Source organism: Lelliottia jeotgali (assembly GCF_977070485.1).
The window spans coordinates 237,868-252,839 of record NZ_CDRVFO010000003.1 but is presented as its reverse complement, the minus strand read 5'-3'; the positions used below and the strand labels follow the sequence as shown (position 1 = coordinate 252,839).

Here is a 14,972-nt window from a genome sequence, read left to right as displayed (position 1 = left end):
GGGGCAAATTCACCTGCGACAGGTGCTGCGGCCAGGATGATGGTTTAGGTCGCCATCACTTCGTCGATCACCTGCTCAAGGGTGCTGACCGTGCGCTCGATATTGTGTAGTTTTTCGAGCCCGAACAGACCGATGCGGAAGGTCTGGAAATCGGCGGGCTCGTCGCATTGCAACGGTACCCCGGCGGCGATCTGTAGGCCGTGGTCGGCAAATTTCTTACCGGTCTTGATACCCGCATCGTCGGTGTAGCTCACCACTACGCCAGGGGCCTGGAAACCGGCAGCAGCCACGCTTTTGATGCCTTTACGGGTCAACATGGTGCGCACCCGATCGCCCAAGGCCTGTTGTTCGCCGCGGACCTTATCGAAACCGTAGGCCTGCATCTCGTTCATCACGTCGTTGAATCGCGCGAGCGAGTCGCTGGGCATGGTCGCATGGTAGGCATGCCCGCCCTGTTCATAGGCCTGCATGATCTGAAGCCACTTTTTCAGGTCGCAGGCAAAGCTGCTGCTACGCGTCTGCTCCATGCGCTCCAGGGCCAACGCGCTGAACATCACCAAGGCGCAGCAAGGGGAGGCGCTCCAGCCTTTCTGCGGTGCGCTGATCAGCAAGTCCACTGCACATTTCTGCATATCAACCCAAAGCGTGCCGGAGGCGATGCAGTCCAGCACGAACAAGCCACCCACTTCATGCACGGCGTCGCCGACGGCCCGGACGTATTCGTCGGGCAGGATAATCCCTGATGAGGTTTCAACGTGGGGGGCGAAGACCATCTGCGGTTTCTGCGCCTTGATGGCTGCCAGGACTTCGTCAAGAGGGGGTGGGGCGTAAGCCGCTTGGCGACCCGTGTCTATCGGCCGGGCTTTCAGCACCGTCGTGGCTGCCGGAATGTTGCCCATATCAAGGATCTGGCTCCAGCGATAACTGAACCAGCCGTTGCGTATCACCAAGCATTGCTGGCCGGTGGCAAACTGCCGTGCCACCGCTTCCATGCCGAATGTGCCGCTCCCTGGTACCACCGCAACAGCCTGGGCGTTGTAGACCTGTTTCAGGGTCCTGGAAATGTTTTTCATCACGCCTTGAAATGCCTGTGACATGTGATTGAGCGAGCGGTCGGTGTAGACCACCGAGTACTCGACCAGCCCCTCAGGATCAATACTGGGATAAAGCGTAGACATAGGTGATTCCTTTGGCATGGATGTCAGTGGTATCGACCCTGCCCCAAGCTTTGGCAAATGACAGGATGAGTCGGGACTGATGTGGCGTCTGTCAAACGGCAGTTACCACCATAGCTTGGGGAGGGCACATTGCGATGCGCTAAGCTGTAATTCTTCAGGATTGAGGTCCCGGCATGGAATGTCACGGCTCGTCGCCTCGACCTGGGGCTGCAACTGCAACGCTTGCGCTTTTGGCGGGATGAAAGCAGGAAGCGTTGCCGCCGGCTGCTTTCGGTAGAGCGGTACCCAGTTAAGGATGACGTTGGCATTGATGCCGTGGCTAGTGGCGAAACTGGAGTTCGCCGTACGCCTACCCGGTTACAGATGTCTGCTACGGGTCGACTGCAGTCGGTCGCGACTGACCGCTGTCGACCCATAGCGGCCGAAAAGGTGCGGCAGCGCCTTATGTTCGGCGTCCGCCATTAGGGTTGTTTTAGCCAAGCCTTCAGTAGCACCTTACCCGAGAGAGCGAAGCTTCGCGATATCTCGGCTCGGTGGGGCCCCAAACATCCGGCTGTATTCACGGCTGAACTGTGAGAGACTTTCATAGCCCACATTGAATCCGGCTGTAGATACATCCAGACCCTCTGAGATCATCAACCTGCGTGCATGCTGCAGGCGAAGTTGTTTTTGATACTGCAAAGGACTCATTGCGGTGACAGCCTTGAATCGATGGTGAAGCGTCGAGTTACTCAGATTGACATAGCTCGCTAGCTCATCAATGTGCAACGGCTGTGCATAATTGTTGTTCAGCCATTCAATGGCCCGAGTGACGCGATGGGTCTGGCTATCGGTTATGGCTATCTCATGTAAACGCTGACCCTGCTGGCCTTTGAGCAGTCGGTAGAAAATTTCTCTTAGTGCTAGCGGCGCCAACGTTGGGATATCCGATGGCACATCCAACAGACGTACCAATCGCAGCATTGCATCGAGCAAGGAGCTATCGATCTTATCCAGATATAGCCCTCGGTGGGGGTGTTGGCTCGGCACGCCGACAGGGCTGACGTCTGCGATCAGCTGAGCGATTTCTGCCGGATCGATATCCAGGCGGATGCAGAAATAGGGCTGTTCTGAGGATGCCTCTGTCACTTGACCCGCTAGAGGCAGGGTTACCGAGACGACCAGATAGTTCAAAGGGTCGTAGACATAGCTTTCTTCCCACAACTGCACCTGTTTACGGCCCTGCACAACGATGCATAGCCCCGGCTTATGGACAGTATGGATCACGTCGGTTGGAGTATCACTGCGTATGAAATGCAGCGGAGCAATTCCCGTCTGAAACACGCCATAGGTGGGAGCATAACGATGCATGGTTGATGCCAGCTCGGCCCTCAGACGCGTCAGCTCTTCGTCCCTATCATCCACTGCCATTACCTACCATTAGGCTGGTTCTATTGCAAAGAATAAATTGGCCCGCTGCTTTTTGGGTAGATGCTAATGGTCTCCCTTCAAATGCAAGAGCCCGGCGGGCCGGGCTCTCGATAGGAAGGGCTATATGCGTCAGGCATAGGTGGTACGATCCACATCGACTTTAGCCACTCTACGGGCATTAAGACGTTCCGCACCATCTTCAGCCACACGGCGATCATTCAGGCGATCAGCACCGTCCTCAGCCACACGGCGGTCATTCAGGCGATCCGAACCATCCTCGGCCGTGCGCCGGTCATTCAGGCGATCAGCACCACCCTCAGCCACACGGCGGTCATTGAGACGATCCGCTCCACCCTCCACCACAAGGGGAGCCATCACTTCTTTGCAGGTCTGATTGGTCCAACGGCCAATTTCTTTGGCCGGCAGTGCCATCGAACTTGCACTGAGAGCAGATAAGGCAATTCCAATCATCATTGAATGTACAGTTTTCATGACAGCGACTCCGTAATTTGCGATGGATTCGTTGCCGGTTTTTCAGTGCAAAGCGTGACGTGGATTCCTGTTTGTTGCAGGCTAGGTCGCTCTGATGGCCGGCGGCAGAAGCGGGCTCGCTTTCTGCTTGGGCTCAGATTACGGCGGCGATAAGCAGGCCGTTATTTGGTTCCTGCGAGGCTTTTGCATATTCCTGCGCAGGGCTGCTTTCTGGCGGATTCACTCGAGCGCAGGGCCTTCGAGGTTAATCACCGATTCACATCGAACACCAGTTTGCCGCGAGTATGTCCTCCCCGGCTTAGCATCAAAGCCTCAGCCGCGTTGGAAAGCGGAACGACCTCAACCTCGGCGTGGAGCTTCTTCTCAGCAAACAATTTCGCTATCTCCGCTAACTGGCGCCCGTCCGACCGGGTTGCGAAGTTTTTGCCCACTACGCCGTACTCAAGAGCTTTCTGCACGTTGGGCGTGCTGACAGGCGAGACTAATGCCCCACCGCGTTTGATCACCGTCCAGGAGCGATCCTGAGTTTCTCCGCCGATCAGATCAATGACGATATCGACATCGCTGACGAGGTTCTCGAACTGTTGTGCGGTGTAATCAATGAACTGATGGGCGCCGAGTGATTGGAGGTAGTCTCGGTTTCTGGTCGAGCCCGTTGCCACTACATGAGCGCCGGCCAGCCGTGCTAACTGGACCGCGAAACTACCCACCCCGCCTGCGGCACCATGAATCAAAACAGTCTGGCCTGGCTGGATTTCGGCTTGTTCGTGCAGCGCCTGCCAAGCAGTAAGCGCTGCGGCAGGAATTCCACCGGCGTGAACAAGTGATAGCCCATCGGGTTTGTGCGCAAGCCTGTCGGGCGTTGCAAGAGCCTGAGTGGCGTAACCACCGACTATTCCAATGAATCCGAACACCTCATCACCCACAGCGTATTCATGAATATTCTTTCCAACTGCTGCAATGGTGCCAGCAACCTCGACACCCGGCGTGTAGGGGAAGGACATTGGGATGAACTGCTTCATGGCCCCCGAGAGAATCTTCCAGTCGATCGGATTGATTCCGCTCCCGGAAACGTCAATCAGAACCTGGTCATCGTTGGGCACCAGCTCTTCAAGCTCTATCAGCTCAAGCCGCTCAACCTGACCGTACTCTGCCACTTGTATAGCTTTCATGAACTTCCCCGTCTGTAGGTAATGGTTTATCTAGTCGATAGTTGCCAGCGCGCGTCAGTTACTGGCGACGCGCGTCCAAGCTGAAGCGGCCCGCGCCGTAGGCCACGATCTGCAACAAACCGCCGGCCATCGCGATGTTCTTGAAGAAGTGAATGAATTGATTTTGATCGGCCAGAGCACTGTGGAAGATCACCGCAGTGAGGACACTGAAAAGCGCCAAAACTGCTGCGACAACACGGGTTTTATAGCCGGCGATCAGAGCGACACCGCCGGCTATTTCCACAAGGATGGCAAGCGTCAGCGCTAAGGAAGGAAACGGCAGACCAACTGAACTGATGTAGCCGATCATCATGGCCGGCGCGCTTACCTTGGATACGCCTGAGAGGATGAAGATCGCGCTCAGAAAAACGCGTCCTACTAGTGCGGCGGCACCAGCTGTTGCAGCCGAAGGATGAGAGACTGAGCTTGAAATGGTGGCGGCGTGAGGCATGGCATACGTTCCTTGATGTAGGCATTCCGGAATGGAACGCTGGTATGAGTAAGTTTGGAACAGCCTCACATAGCTGAATAGCCGCCTAATTTCGTTGTTTACGTTCGATGAAATAGACAAGCATGTTTGCTTTTTGCCCGCTGTCATTGCATGGCCTCAAACGCCGACCGCTTACGCAGGATCGTGCATGTTGACCGGAGGAATCGGATAACCCAGCTCAGCCAAGGCTTCTTACTCTTGCTTCACCACCTGCCTGCCGGCGGTGGCCCCTTAAGCCAGAAACAGGAGTACGAAAATGCACGGCATCGAACAAAAAGTCATCGTCATCACCGGCGCCAGCAGTGGTATCGGCGAAGCGACAGCCCGCCTGCTTGCCAGCAAAGGCGCTCGCGTGGTCCTGGGCGCCCGCCGCACCGATCGCCTGGAAACTCTGGCCAGGGAGATTCGTTCAGCAGGCGATGTTGCTGATGTCCTGGCGCTGGATGTCACCAACCTAGATGACATGCAGTCCTTTATCGACTTCGCTATCGAACTGCACGGACGCGTCGACGTGCTGATCAACAATGCCGGCGTCATGCCGCTTTCGAAACTCGAAGCGCTCAAGGTAGATGAGTGGAACCGCATGATCGATGTGAACATTCGCGGCGTCCTGCACGGCATTGCCGCAACGCTGCCGCTCATGCAAGAACAGCGTGCCGGTCAGATCATCAATATTGCCTCGATTGGAGCCTACGCCGTGAGCCCGACCGCTGCGGTGTACTGCGCTACCAAATATGCCGTACGGGCCATTTCCGAAGGTTTGCGCCAGGAGGTTGGGGGGGACATCCGGGTCACCGTCATTGCCCCAGGCGTCACCGAGTCCGAACTGGCCGACAGCATTTCCGATGAGGGCGGGCGAACCGAGATGCGCGAGTTCCGCAAGATCGCGATTCCAGCCTCGGCGATTGCCCGGGCGATCGCCTACGCCGTAGAACAGCCTGCAGATGTCGATGTCAGCGAACTGATCGTGCGTCCAACCGCAAGTCCATTCTGAATGTTTGGTCGACAGCGAGGAAATGCCATGGGTGAACCACTTGGAGAACAGGATAAATACGTTGGCATGTGGGTGACGGCTGACGGTCGCATTCGCCATGAGCTCCTGCCTGGCGGCCGCTATGACGAAGCCCGCGGAGGGCAACAAAGCGCGTACCAAGGTCGATACTGGCTAGAGGGTGATCACATCGAGTATGTGGATGACAGCGGATTTACTGCCGACGGGGAGTTTCGTAGCAACGTGCTGTATCACGCAGGGATGATTCTATATCCCGAGCGTTGAAGGCCCGACCGGAATGGAGACATTCCGGCTTTTTTTCGACCTTTACCTTTCAGAACACGCATCCAGAGCGGGTTCTTTACATCCCCAAACGGGTCCGCGATGGGCCTTCACCATTGAAAGCCTAGGCTTGAACTTCAAGTCCACCCTGTGAGACCAATGCCCGAGGTGGCTCGTTTGAGCACGCGTACTGACTGAGGTGACAATTCCCATGGATGTCATAGAGCGGACTTCAGCCCATGGTTTGGAGGCTTACATTCGGGGTGAGCGGCTTGCCGCCTCGGACGTCCTGGCCGATAGGGATATGTTGGTGCAGATCTTTAACCGGGAGCGTAACGAAGAGAGCTTTATCGTGCCCGCCGTAGCTGAGCCCTTGCTCGTGTGGATCATCTCCGGGAATGCTGCCGTTCAGGAGCGTGAGCTTGACGGCGACTGGCAATGTAGCCAGGTGTCCAAAGGTGATTTCTTCTTGACTACTTCGGCACAGCCTTACGAGATGCGCTGGAACGTAGACGGTGTAGAACCATTTGAAGTCATGCATATCTACCTCGGCATCCCGCTTTTGGAAAAAGCCATCCATGAGGTCTTGGGCGGGTCTGTGGAAGCGGTTCGACTACGTGAAGTCTCAGGCGGGCGTGACGTTGGGTTGTCCGTTCTATTGGAGCAAGTTCGCCTGGAGCTGACGGGGCACAGGGCCAGTCCACTTTATCTGCAGGGTCTGGCCCAGTGCATCGCCATTCACCTTGCCCGCAGCTACCTAGACAGCTCAGCGGACGATATCGTGCACCGCAACGCATTGCCTGCTTACAAGCTGCGCCGCGTGCTGTCGGCGATGGAGGCGAATCTGGCTGAGGAATTCAATCTCGGGCACTTGGCCGAAATAGCTGGTATGAGCGAGTATCACTTCAGCCGGCTGTTCAAAAAAGCCGCTGGTTATTCTCCGTCGCAGTTCTTCATCAGACTGAGGATGGTAAGAGCCCGGCAGCTCCTGGTCGAAACGGATCGGAGCGTGATCGATATAGGCTTGGAGATCGGATACAGCAGCCCAAGCCATTTTTCGCAGGTGTTCAAACGTGAGGTTGGCGTCACGCCCACTCAATACCGTAAATAGTGAGTGGGCTATGCCAGTCAGAGGTTCTGGGGACGGAATTGCTGGCGAAAGTCCAAGGTTTCTCCAGCCACCATGAATTGACCGCCTCCCCTGTAGTGCAGCGTTCTAGGCTGCTCCACGGAGCGATCTACGTGCGCTTTGACGACTTCCCAGATGAACAAACCGTACTCGCCAATCAACTTCGAGTCGTACAGCTGGCATTCGAAGCTGGCATAACATTCGGCTATCAGCGGCGCTGCAACCCGCGTCGCCGCTGTAGCGGTAAGTCCGAATTGACCAAACTTGTCCACGTCAGTGCCCGTACTGTTTCCCACCGCGACCACCTGGTCCGCCAGCTCCAGAGTGGGTACGTTGATCACGCATTGCTGGCTGTTGCGAATCAGTTCATAGCTATGGTTCCCCGACCAGAGGTAGCAGCCAAAAAGGGCTGGATCGAATTGCATCATCATGTGCCAGCCCATGGTCATGATGTTGCTTTCGCCGTTCCAGGCTGAGGTCACGAGCACGATGGGCCCGGTTTCCAGATGCTGGCGAACGTCGATGAGGGGAAAGTCGGATTTTCGAAGTGCGGTCATGACGCCTCCGCTGAAAAGGTCTGCTAGCAAGAAAACGCGTTGTGCTGCCAATTCAGCACAACGCGGACGAGGCGAAGGATTAACCTACCGGGACGCTCATGCCGCCATCGGCCATGACCACCGAACCGACAATGAAGCTGGCGCGCTCGGAAGCCAGGAAGGAGACAATCTCGGCGATCTCTTCCGGTGCTGCAGCTCGACCGATCGGCGCGGACTTGCCATGCTCTTGCAGGAACCCACGACCGTCTTCCATGAAATGGTTCAACAGGTTAGTAACCACATCTCCCACGCCAATGGCATTGACCCGAATGCCATGCTCAATCGCTTCCAGTGCCTGGGTACGAGTCAACTGTGCTAATGCGCCTTTGGACGCGGTATAGGCCGCGATACCGGGAAATGCGTAGTAGGACGCGTACGAGGCGATGTTCACGATCGCGCCGCTCTTGTTCTTCATCATCTCCTTCATCGCCTCTCGGGAATGAAGAAACGCCCCCGTCACGTTGGTTTGCATCTGCCATTCCCAATCTTCACGGGTCATTTCGACGAGGGGCTTGTATAGGATGCGACCGGCGTTATTGACCAGGACGTCCAGCTTGCCAAACTTCTCTACCGCCAACGCCACCGCTTGCTCGGCAGAACCGTCAACGGTGATATCGGCGACGAAAGGAACCAGGCCGGGACGCTCAAGGGCGTTGACTTTCGGGTCGATATCCTCGGCAATGACTTTCGCTCCACGGCTGTGAAGGAGCTCGGCGATGGCCTTCCCGATGCCGCTAGCCGCGCCGGTTACCAGCACCACTTTGCCTGCCACTTCGTTTGGGGTTGGGATGAAGTCAGTCATTTTGATGTCTCCAAGTCAGGAATTGGTTGTCGCTTTCGACGGTGCCAATTTCTCTCTTTTTGACATGCAACTCCTTGGCGACCTTGCTTTGCCTGTCGGAGTTTTGCTTCTTTCGTGCACTCGGCAGCGCCGCTAGCCTGGCATCACCAAGGGGGAGTCCAAGGCGTAAGCCGCCAGGACAGGATCGAAGTACTCACGAATATGCGTCAGCTTACCCTCACGAACGCTAACGAAAACGACATATTCTTGTGAGTAGGTTTTACCCGTCTCAGTGATGATCCCCTGTGCCTTGACTTGCGCGACGGCGGTTAGTGGATCAGTGAATTGTTGAATACGTAGATTGTGGAATTGAAACGACTCCACCGCTCCGACAAACCATCCGACATGATTGAGCACTTGTTCGCGGCCGACCAGCTTCTCCGGGTGACCGAGACTCGGGGCAAAAGGCAGCTCCCAGACGATGTCCGGAGCGAGTAGGGATTTCCACTTTTCATGGTCATCAACAAACATTTCGAAATGGTGGTGGAGAAGCTCGGCTGCTGAACACATAGGTTCACCTTTGTAGTACCGGAGTCTTGCGATTATTGAGGCCCAGGCACCGAAGGTGCGCGTGTCTGGTCTATGAGCAACACCCTAACAGGGGCTTAGCTGGCTAAAAACCAGAAGAATATCGAACGGTTAATACGACTTATTCGACAAGTCTAGAGAGCTTCGGCTTGCTGGCCGAAGCGTTTGATGAGCCATAGCCCAGCCGGCCCAGGCGGCGAATCAGTCCGGTAGATAGCGTCAAACGCGTAAGAGCCGCCTTTGCAATCAGGAAGATCGAGATGGGAAAGATGTCCCGCATTGAGGTCCGCTTGGACCATAGGTAAGGGCATGTTGCCCCAGCCAATGCCTTCCTTGAGGAGCATGTGTTTTGCGCCTAAGTCCGCGAGCCGCCATGTACGGGGGCTCACTACGGCAAAATCTCTGTCCCCGGTAAGCGGTGAGCGGTCTGACAACACCAATTGGATGTGATTTCTTGCCGCGCCAGGCTCGTTGCGGCTGGCGAGGGCAAGTGGGTGCGCCGGGGCTGCAACGGGTACTAACTCAACACTCCCTACGCCGACACGCTCAAGGCCATCCCTTCCCGGGTCCAGGGGGCCACTGATCCCAATGCCGGCTTTTTTCTCAAGTACTAATTGCGTGACCGCACCGAGCGCTTCCATGTGTAGATGCAAAGCCACGGTGGGAAACACCTGTCTAAAAGTCCTGAGCGCATCGACCACCCGCTCCGCTGGCAGCATTACATCCAAAGCAAGATGCACCTCTGCTTCGAGACCGTGCAGCAGTCCAGACACCTTCGATCGCAGTCCGTTGACTCCGTTGATGATGGTTCGTGCTTCGGCCAACACTGTACGGCCAGCCTCTGTCAGCTGTGGTTTACGTGTCGTCTTGCGGTCAAAAAGTGATACGCCGAGCTGCATCTCCAGATTGGAAATGGCATAGCTCACCACTGACGTTGCACGATGCAATTTCCTTGCAGCGCCAGCGAAGCTTCCCACTTCTACGACCGTCAGGAGAACTTTCAGCTGGTCTAGAGTTGGTGTGCCAGGATCTGAGATCATTTTACCAGCTCGGGCATATTGGATTGAGGCATGCTATTTGGGGCGCGTCACTATGTCGACAGGTGAGTCGATCCTCGGCCGATTATGTTTGAAGCGCCTGTCGTTCTACTGAGGCCATGAGCGTCAGCTATGGGTCGATTCCTGCCGGTCAAGACGTACCCGTGCACAGGCCACATTCGATGCAGATGGCGCAAACGCTTGGTCAAGTCAGGTGCAATTTCTCATCATCGGCCCGGACAAACTTCTCCACTGTTGCCACTGGCAACACGTCCAAGCAGTCCCAACGCTCAAGGCAAGTAGGTGGTCACCACTGAGTGCCATTTAAAGTGTTGCCAAGGGCAACACTTTCCCTCGTTCACCAGGTAGCCTTCATCGGCGCCGACGGTTTACCCATGTTGCCACTGGCAACACCAAGCAGCACCGACTGCCAGGCGGTCTCCACCGGCGCCGACGGCTTGCCCCTAACACTTCACAGTGGTACAGGCCACATCACCAAGGCTCCGTTAACGCGCCGCGGTTCCATAGCCGTGTTAGCGGATCAAGCAAAGCCCTGCGTTGCTCAGGGGCCATTTCAAGCCGTAAGTCATGGTTGGCCTGTAACAAGCTCATCTGACTCATGGGCAAGGCTTGTTGGGGTGGCTGAAGGAAGGGCTATCCCAACACAGGTCAGGTCAGCCTGTGCTGACTTGATCGGAAAATCCATAACGTGCCCAGGAACATTTTTTTGATATAAGTGTCATACTCTCCCTAAGAGAATCATTCCAACCATTACCAAGGAGCGGTAAATATGGCTTTCGATGCCTACATCCAAATCGACGGTATCCCTGGCGAAGCGCTGGATGAGCAGTACACCAACTGGATCGAGATCAACAGCTACAACTTCGCCGTCAATCAAAGCACATCTGCCACCGCGAGCTCTTCTGGCGGTGCGACATCCGGTCGTACGACCCTGACCAATTTCACCTTCACTAAGTTTCTCGACAGCGCGAGTTGCAAGCTGCTGGAAGCAAGCTGTGCGGGCCAACATCTGAAAGAAGTGAAGCTCGTGCTTTGCCGGGCAGGCACAGACAAGCTCAAGTACTACGAAATTGTCTTGGAAGAAGTGATCATTGCCGACTACTCGCAGAACGCCGGCTCGGGCGTTCCTATCGAGGTCGTTCAGTTGAACTACGGACGCATCAAGACCACCTACACCCGGCAGAAACGAACTGATGGTAGCGCTGGAGGGAATGTGACGGGGGGCTGGGACCGGATCAACAATAAGAAGTATGCGTGAGGTAAGACGATGAGTGAGGCACGCAGCTTCATCAACTCCAGAACCCAGTCCTACCAGTCTTTGAAGGCCAGCACACCGGTATCGGGGCATGCTCAGGGCAAATTCGATGTTCTGAATGCGCACATTGCCAACAGTGTGGTTATGGGCGGGGAGCTGGTGATCGTCGGCGACCCCGATACACCCTCTTGCACCAGCCACGAAGCTTTCCTCATGGCCAAGGCTGCTCAGGTGCACGCTGGCTTGCTTACAAGTGGGGTGGACGCGGATGATTTTTTCCTGGAGCACTTCGACTTGCTGCAAAGCGTTCTTGCCAACGCTTCAATGGGAGTTGGTGCAGTCGGTGACGGCTGGAGCAGGCATCTGCAAAATATCAAGGACACACTTGAGGAGATCGAGAAATTACATCGCGAGTACCTCGGCTCTGGCACCTTGAGTGCCCGCGACGCGTTTTATGCCAAGCGCACCGCTTTGTTCATGAAGCTCGAAAAGCAGTTGGGAAATTTCGCCGCGTACGGTTCAGGGTTACGTAACCAAGGAAAGGTCAAGCAGGCATTGGGCATCTCGACCCGCAGCTACCTCCACACAGGCGAGATCGCCGGCTATGCCGACAAGGTATCTGGTGTTGCCAAAGCGTCGAATTTGGTCAAGAAAGGCACGTATATCGGTACTGCGCTGGATGTGGCTGCCACAGGCTTGTCGATTCATAAAGCCTGCACAATGGGCCGGGAGGAGCAGTGCCGCCGCGCCAAATATGTTGAAAGCTCGGCGTTGATAGGTGGCCTGGGAGGCGGCAGCCTCGGTGGGTATGCGGGAGGTATGGCAGGGGCTGGTGCTTGTGTAGTCGTTCTGGGGGTTACTACAGGCGGCCCTGGAGCGCTGGTTTGTGCTGTGGTAGGCGGTGCAGTTGGCGGTAAAATCTTCGGAGACATCGGGAGCTGGGGAGGCGAGATGGTGGGTGATTATTTATATCGTGAGGTATCGGAGTGAATGCAGTTGACCCTGGATTGATTGCGCTGTTGATCCTTGCGCCCATAATTCTGTCTATGATCGTGCTGTGTTACATCGCACATAAATACACTGAGCACTTTGAGTCGTTTCTCCCGAACTGTACGTACGTGGCCGGCAATAAAAAAATATTCCAGCATGCAGGCTTACTGGGCAAAGTCATGCGCACGGGGTCGATTTCTTTGGTACTGGCGATACCGTCAATCTTTTTGCGCAGAGGCTTGATTGATTTAAATGAAGTTAAACGTTTCCCGCCCAACATGAGACGATTATTGGTGAGCATGTTAGCCATCCAAATGGTACTGCTCATTGCTCTAACCATTTTCCATTATGTATATCGTTGAAGCTTAGGGATTCTCCGATCAAGTCAGCACAGGTCGTCTGACCTGTGCTGAAATAGCCCTTCGTCCACTGCCCTCTACAAGCCCTCCGTCTCATGAGTCAGATGAGCTTTTCCGATTTCGAGTAACGCCGGTAAGCGCAAGCAAACCCGTCGCGAGCGTTTCATGGCCGAGATGGAGCAGATGCTGCCGTGGAGCTGTTTGGTGGCATTGATTGAGGCGCACTACCCAAAGGCCGGCGGTGGTCGCAAACCATTTCAACTGGTTGCGCCATCCGGCGTCGGTAAATCCATGCGGCCAGGTGGTAGCGGCTACCTCCCAACGCGAATACGCAAGCGAACAGACCGGCCAGCAGGCTCGCGCCCCACAGCGCGCCTCGGTCCTCGATGAGTGCGGTCGTAGCGGGCGCTTCAGGGCGATACAACACGTTAACCCGGTCGCCTATGGCGTAGCCGGACATCAACCCTTTTCGGGTGAGCTGATCACTCTGCCAGTGGCGTCCCTAAAGTCGATTTGTGGATGACTGCCGCCCGCGTTCACAGCGCTGACATTGCCTCGGGCGCGTTGGGCGTGAACTACAAAGCCCAAGCGGTCCAAGCGGTCTTCAACCAACCAAAATGTAAGGCAGACCAGAAACAAGCCCACCGGAATGAAAACCGAGGCACTGAGGATGTCCCCCCGGGAACAGGATGGCGTCTTGCCCATGGCTGATTCCTTGGTTCGTGCCCTAAACGCATTTCATTGCAGTGAATTTGAAGAGTGCTGTCAAGCCAGAGCCAGCAGTAATGACGATCGGAGGCCTCGGTTTGCAATACTCCTTTCCGTGAGTGTCTGCAATGGGTCGGTTAGCGACCGTCCACCGTATCGAGTTCACCCTTGTTCTCCCCTAACGCGGAGGACAACCCATGAAAACCGCTGCTACCTACACCCATCGCCCATGGAACAAGGGAAAGCTAGTCGGGCAGAAAGCCCCGCTCCGACTTAGAGATATCTGGGCCATCCGGGTAAGGCTCCAGATCGCGGAGAAATCTAGGGATCTGGCGTTATTCAACTTGGCCATCGATAGCAAGCTGCGAGCCTGCGACTTGACCAAGCTTCGTGTACGGGACGTAGCCCATGGAGAGCATGTGTCGTCACGAGCGATCGTAATGCAGCAGAAGACTCATCATCCAGTGCAATTTGAGATCACCGAGCAAACCCGTATGGCTTTGGAAGCCTTGATGCATCAGGCTCACCTCCGTAGCGAGGACTGTCTATTTCCGAGTCGGCTACATGGTTCAGATCATCTGTCCACCAGGCAATACGCTCGAATAGTGAAAGCCTGGGTGACAGCCATTGGCCTTGATCCAGCGCTGTACGGCACCCACACGTTGCGGCGAACGAAGGTCTCATTGATCTATCGCAGAACCAAGAATCTGAGGGCAGTCCAACTCCTGCTTGGCCATACGAAGCTTGAAAGCACCGTCAGATATCTGGGGATTGAGGTCGACGATGCCTTGGAGATGGCAGAGCAGACGGAGGTCTGACCATCCAAAGCGACGGTCGAGGGTAGACCGTCGCTAACCGACCCAGGCTGTGTGAAAACCCAAACGGGTCTCTGAAGATCGCGAGCGTACGTGAAATCTGAAATGGCTTGGTTATTCAGCTAACCCAGATTTCGCGCAGGAGCGCGAAATTCTGGTCATTTTCTAACCAGCCGGATCGCGCCAAGCGTTTTCACACAGCCTGGACCCTAAATGGACATCAATCAAAAACCGCTCTTGGTGAAATTTGAATTGCATAACCGTCGGCACTTCCAATAAGTGCAACCAGCCGATTGGCCTTAATCACTTACACGAGCATTGAGGGTAATGACGGGGCCGAAAGTGAGCAGTGGACGTAGCTTATCCATAACACTGGAGACATGCCGGTTGGCAGCGTGCTCTTCGACAGCCTGCTGGTTCATCCAGCCATCGATAATGTAAAACGTATTGGGTGCCTTGAAGCTCTGATAGAGGTTGTAATACAGGCAGCCGGGTTCCGCTCTTGCCGGTTCGACAAATCGCATGATCAACGCTTTGACCCGGTCGATATTGCAGTCATTGCAGCGAAGCTCGCAGATGATGTGCCGCTCTTCGGATTTGCTGCTTTGCATGTTTGTATCCTGGATCTAGAGGAGCCCT

The 14,972-nt window shown here is 55.5% G+C and carries 17 protein-coding genes and 1 pseudogene; 8 read left to right on the top strand and 10 right to left on the bottom strand.

The genetic code is table 11. From position 1 onward, the window contains the following. Positions 1-44 precede the first annotated feature (44 nt). From ACW4TB_RS06030 to ACW4TB_RS06010, 5 genes are all read right to left on the bottom strand, one after another. On the bottom strand, positions 45-1,178 hold the full coding sequence (locus ACW4TB_RS06030) for an aminotransferase class V-fold PLP-dependent enzyme (RefSeq protein ID WP_279928958.1): 1,134 nt from the start codon (positions 1,176-1,178) through the stop codon (positions 45-47). Between the two features lie 495 nt (positions 1,179-1,673). Beyond that, a complete protein-coding gene (locus ACW4TB_RS06025) occupies positions 1,674-2,588 on the bottom strand; it encodes an AraC family transcriptional regulator (protein ID WP_039603493.1) in 915 nt (304 codons plus the stop codon). Positions 2,589-2,717: 129 nt separating this feature from the next. Beyond that, positions 2,718-3,080 (bottom strand): hypothetical protein, encoded by a 363-nt coding sequence (locus ACW4TB_RS06020; RefSeq protein WP_012314980.1) that lies wholly within the window; start codon positions 3,078-3,080, stop codon positions 2,718-2,720. Between the two features lie 248 nt (positions 3,081-3,328). Beyond that, the gene (locus ACW4TB_RS06015; RefSeq protein WP_254466043.1) at positions 3,329-4,252 is read right to left on the bottom strand and encodes an NADP-dependent oxidoreductase; all 924 of its coding nucleotides are present in this window, start codon (positions 4,250-4,252) and stop codon (positions 3,329-3,331) included. Positions 4,253-4,310: 58 nt separating this feature from the next. Beyond that, positions 4,311-4,742: a DoxX family protein gene (locus tag ACW4TB_RS06010; RefSeq protein WP_012314978.1), complete on the bottom strand. Its 432-nt coding sequence runs from the start codon at positions 4,740-4,742 to the stop codon at positions 4,311-4,313. A gap of 295 nt (positions 4,743-5,037) precedes the next feature. Between ACW4TB_RS06010 and ACW4TB_RS06005 the strand changes: the two genes are divergently transcribed. The 3 genes from ACW4TB_RS06005 to ACW4TB_RS05995 all read left to right on the top strand — a co-directional run bounded on the left by ACW4TB_RS06005 (position 5,038) and on the right by ACW4TB_RS05995 (position 7,165). Then, entirely contained in the window at positions 5,038-5,775 is a 738-nt protein-coding gene (locus ACW4TB_RS06005) for an SDR family oxidoreductase (protein ID WP_012314977.1), read from the top strand. Positions 5,776-5,802: 27 nt separating this feature from the next. After that, on the top strand, positions 5,803-6,057 hold the full coding sequence (locus tag ACW4TB_RS06000) for an Atu4866 domain-containing protein (RefSeq protein ID WP_012314976.1): 255 nt from the start codon (positions 5,803-5,805) through the stop codon (positions 6,055-6,057). Positions 6,058-6,265: 208 nt separating this feature from the next. Then, positions 6,266-7,165: an AraC family transcriptional regulator gene (locus ACW4TB_RS05995; protein WP_012314975.1), complete on the top strand. Its 900-nt coding sequence runs from the start codon at positions 6,266-6,268 to the stop codon at positions 7,163-7,165. Positions 7,166-7,182: 17 nt separating this feature from the next. Here ACW4TB_RS05995 and ACW4TB_RS05990 read toward each other — a convergent pair whose 3' ends face one another. The 4 genes from ACW4TB_RS05990 to ACW4TB_RS05975 all read right to left on the bottom strand — a co-directional run bounded on the left by ACW4TB_RS05990 (position 7,183) and on the right by ACW4TB_RS05975 (position 10,188). Continuing rightward, positions 7,183-7,740 (bottom strand): flavin reductase family protein, encoded by a 558-nt coding sequence (locus tag ACW4TB_RS05990; protein ID WP_012314974.1) that lies wholly within the window; start codon positions 7,738-7,740, stop codon positions 7,183-7,185. 79 nt (positions 7,741-7,819) lie between these two features. Next, entirely contained in the window at positions 7,820-8,581 is a 762-nt protein-coding gene (locus ACW4TB_RS05985) for an SDR family NAD(P)-dependent oxidoreductase (protein WP_254466041.1), read from the bottom strand. A gap of 132 nt (positions 8,582-8,713) precedes the next feature. Further along, entirely contained in the window at positions 8,714-9,130 is a 417-nt protein-coding gene (locus tag ACW4TB_RS05980) for a nuclear transport factor 2 family protein (protein WP_279928968.1), read from the bottom strand. Between the two features lie 152 nt (positions 9,131-9,282). Beyond that, positions 9,283-10,188: a LysR family transcriptional regulator gene (locus tag ACW4TB_RS05975; RefSeq protein WP_012314971.1), complete on the bottom strand. Its 906-nt coding sequence runs from the start codon at positions 10,186-10,188 to the stop codon at positions 9,283-9,285. A gap of 787 nt (positions 10,189-10,975) precedes the next feature. Here ACW4TB_RS05975 and ACW4TB_RS05970 point away from each other — a divergent pair. The 5 genes and pseudogenes from ACW4TB_RS05970 (at position 10,976) to ACW4TB_RS05950 (ending at position 14,336) form a co-directional block, all read left to right on the top strand. Next, entirely contained in the window at positions 10,976-11,464 is a 489-nt protein-coding gene (locus ACW4TB_RS05970; protein WP_198756100.1) for an Hcp family type VI secretion system effector, read from the top strand. A gap of 9 nt (positions 11,465-11,473) precedes the next feature. Next, positions 11,474-12,451, top strand: a complete 978-nt coding sequence (locus tag ACW4TB_RS05965) for a hypothetical protein (RefSeq protein ID WP_279928973.1) — start codon at positions 11,474-11,476, stop codon at positions 12,449-12,451. After that, a complete protein-coding gene (locus ACW4TB_RS05960) occupies positions 12,448-12,813 on the top strand; it encodes a hypothetical protein (RefSeq protein WP_174369962.1) in 366 nt (121 codons plus the stop codon). Before ACW4TB_RS05965 ends, ACW4TB_RS05960 begins: the two co-directional genes overlap by 4 nt. A 92-nt stretch (positions 12,814-12,905) precedes the next feature. Next, a pseudogene (locus ACW4TB_RS05955) lies at positions 12,906-13,074 on the top strand (IS5/IS1182 family transposase); the annotation flags it as partial. 641 nt (positions 13,075-13,715) lie between these two features. Then, positions 13,716-14,336, top strand: coding sequence for a tyrosine-type recombinase/integrase (locus tag ACW4TB_RS05950; protein ID WP_279928978.1), 621 nt, complete (start codon positions 13,716-13,718; stop codon positions 14,334-14,336). Between the two features lie 296 nt (positions 14,337-14,632). Here ACW4TB_RS05950 and ACW4TB_RS05945 read toward each other — a convergent pair whose 3' ends face one another. Beyond that, on the bottom strand, positions 14,633-14,944 hold the full coding sequence (locus ACW4TB_RS05945) for a putative quinol monooxygenase (RefSeq protein ID WP_115274240.1): 312 nt from the start codon (positions 14,942-14,944) through the stop codon (positions 14,633-14,635). Between the last annotated feature and the right edge of the window lie 28 nt (positions 14,945-14,972).

What these genes read in the sequence shown, in the direction of transcription:
- ACW4TB_RS06030 (WP_279928958.1), bottom strand. Translation starts at nt 1,178, where the DNA reads ATGTCTACGCTTTATCCCAGTATTGATCCTGAGGGGCTGGTCGAGTAC.
- ACW4TB_RS06025 (WP_039603493.1), bottom strand. Translation starts at nt 2,588, where the DNA reads ATGGCAGTGGATGATAGGGACGAAGAGCTGACGCGTCTGAGGGCCGAG.
- ACW4TB_RS06020 (WP_012314980.1), bottom strand. Translation starts at nt 3,080, where the DNA reads ATGAAAACTGTACATTCAATGATGATTGGAATTGCCTTATCTGCTCTC.
- ACW4TB_RS06015 (WP_254466043.1), bottom strand. Translation starts at nt 4,252, where the DNA reads ATGAAAGCTATACAAGTGGCAGAGTACGGTCAGGTTGAGCGGCTTGAG.
- ACW4TB_RS06010 (WP_012314978.1), bottom strand. Translation starts at nt 4,742, where the DNA reads ATGCCTCACGCCGCCACCATTTCAAGCTCAGTCTCTCATCCTTCGGCT.
- ACW4TB_RS06005 (WP_012314977.1), top strand. Translation starts at nt 5,038, where the DNA reads ATGCACGGCATCGAACAAAAAGTCATCGTCATCACCGGCGCCAGCAGT.
- ACW4TB_RS06000 (WP_012314976.1), top strand. Translation starts at nt 5,803, where the DNA reads ATGGGTGAACCACTTGGAGAACAGGATAAATACGTTGGCATGTGGGTG.
- ACW4TB_RS05995 (WP_012314975.1), top strand. Translation starts at nt 6,266, where the DNA reads ATGGATGTCATAGAGCGGACTTCAGCCCATGGTTTGGAGGCTTACATT.
- ACW4TB_RS05990 (WP_012314974.1), bottom strand. Translation starts at nt 7,740, where the DNA reads ATGACCGCACTTCGAAAATCCGACTTTCCCCTCATCGACGTTCGCCAG.
- ACW4TB_RS05985 (WP_254466041.1), bottom strand. Translation starts at nt 8,581, where the DNA reads ATGACTGACTTCATCCCAACCCCAAACGAAGTGGCAGGCAAAGTGGTG.
- ACW4TB_RS05980 (WP_279928968.1), bottom strand. Translation starts at nt 9,130, where the DNA reads ATGTGTTCAGCAGCCGAGCTTCTCCACCACCATTTCGAAATGTTTGTT.
- ACW4TB_RS05975 (WP_012314971.1), bottom strand. Translation starts at nt 10,188, where the DNA reads ATGATCTCAGATCCTGGCACACCAACTCTAGACCAGCTGAAAGTTCTC.
- ACW4TB_RS05970 (WP_198756100.1), top strand. Translation starts at nt 10,976, where the DNA reads ATGGCTTTCGATGCCTACATCCAAATCGACGGTATCCCTGGCGAAGCG.
- ACW4TB_RS05965 (WP_279928973.1), top strand. Translation starts at nt 11,474, where the DNA reads ATGAGTGAGGCACGCAGCTTCATCAACTCCAGAACCCAGTCCTACCAG.
- ACW4TB_RS05950 (WP_279928978.1), top strand. Translation starts at nt 13,716, where the DNA reads ATGAAAACCGCTGCTACCTACACCCATCGCCCATGGAACAAGGGAAAG.
- ACW4TB_RS05945 (WP_115274240.1), bottom strand. Translation starts at nt 14,944, where the DNA reads ATGCAAAGCAGCAAATCCGAAGAGCGGCACATCATCTGCGAGCTTCGC.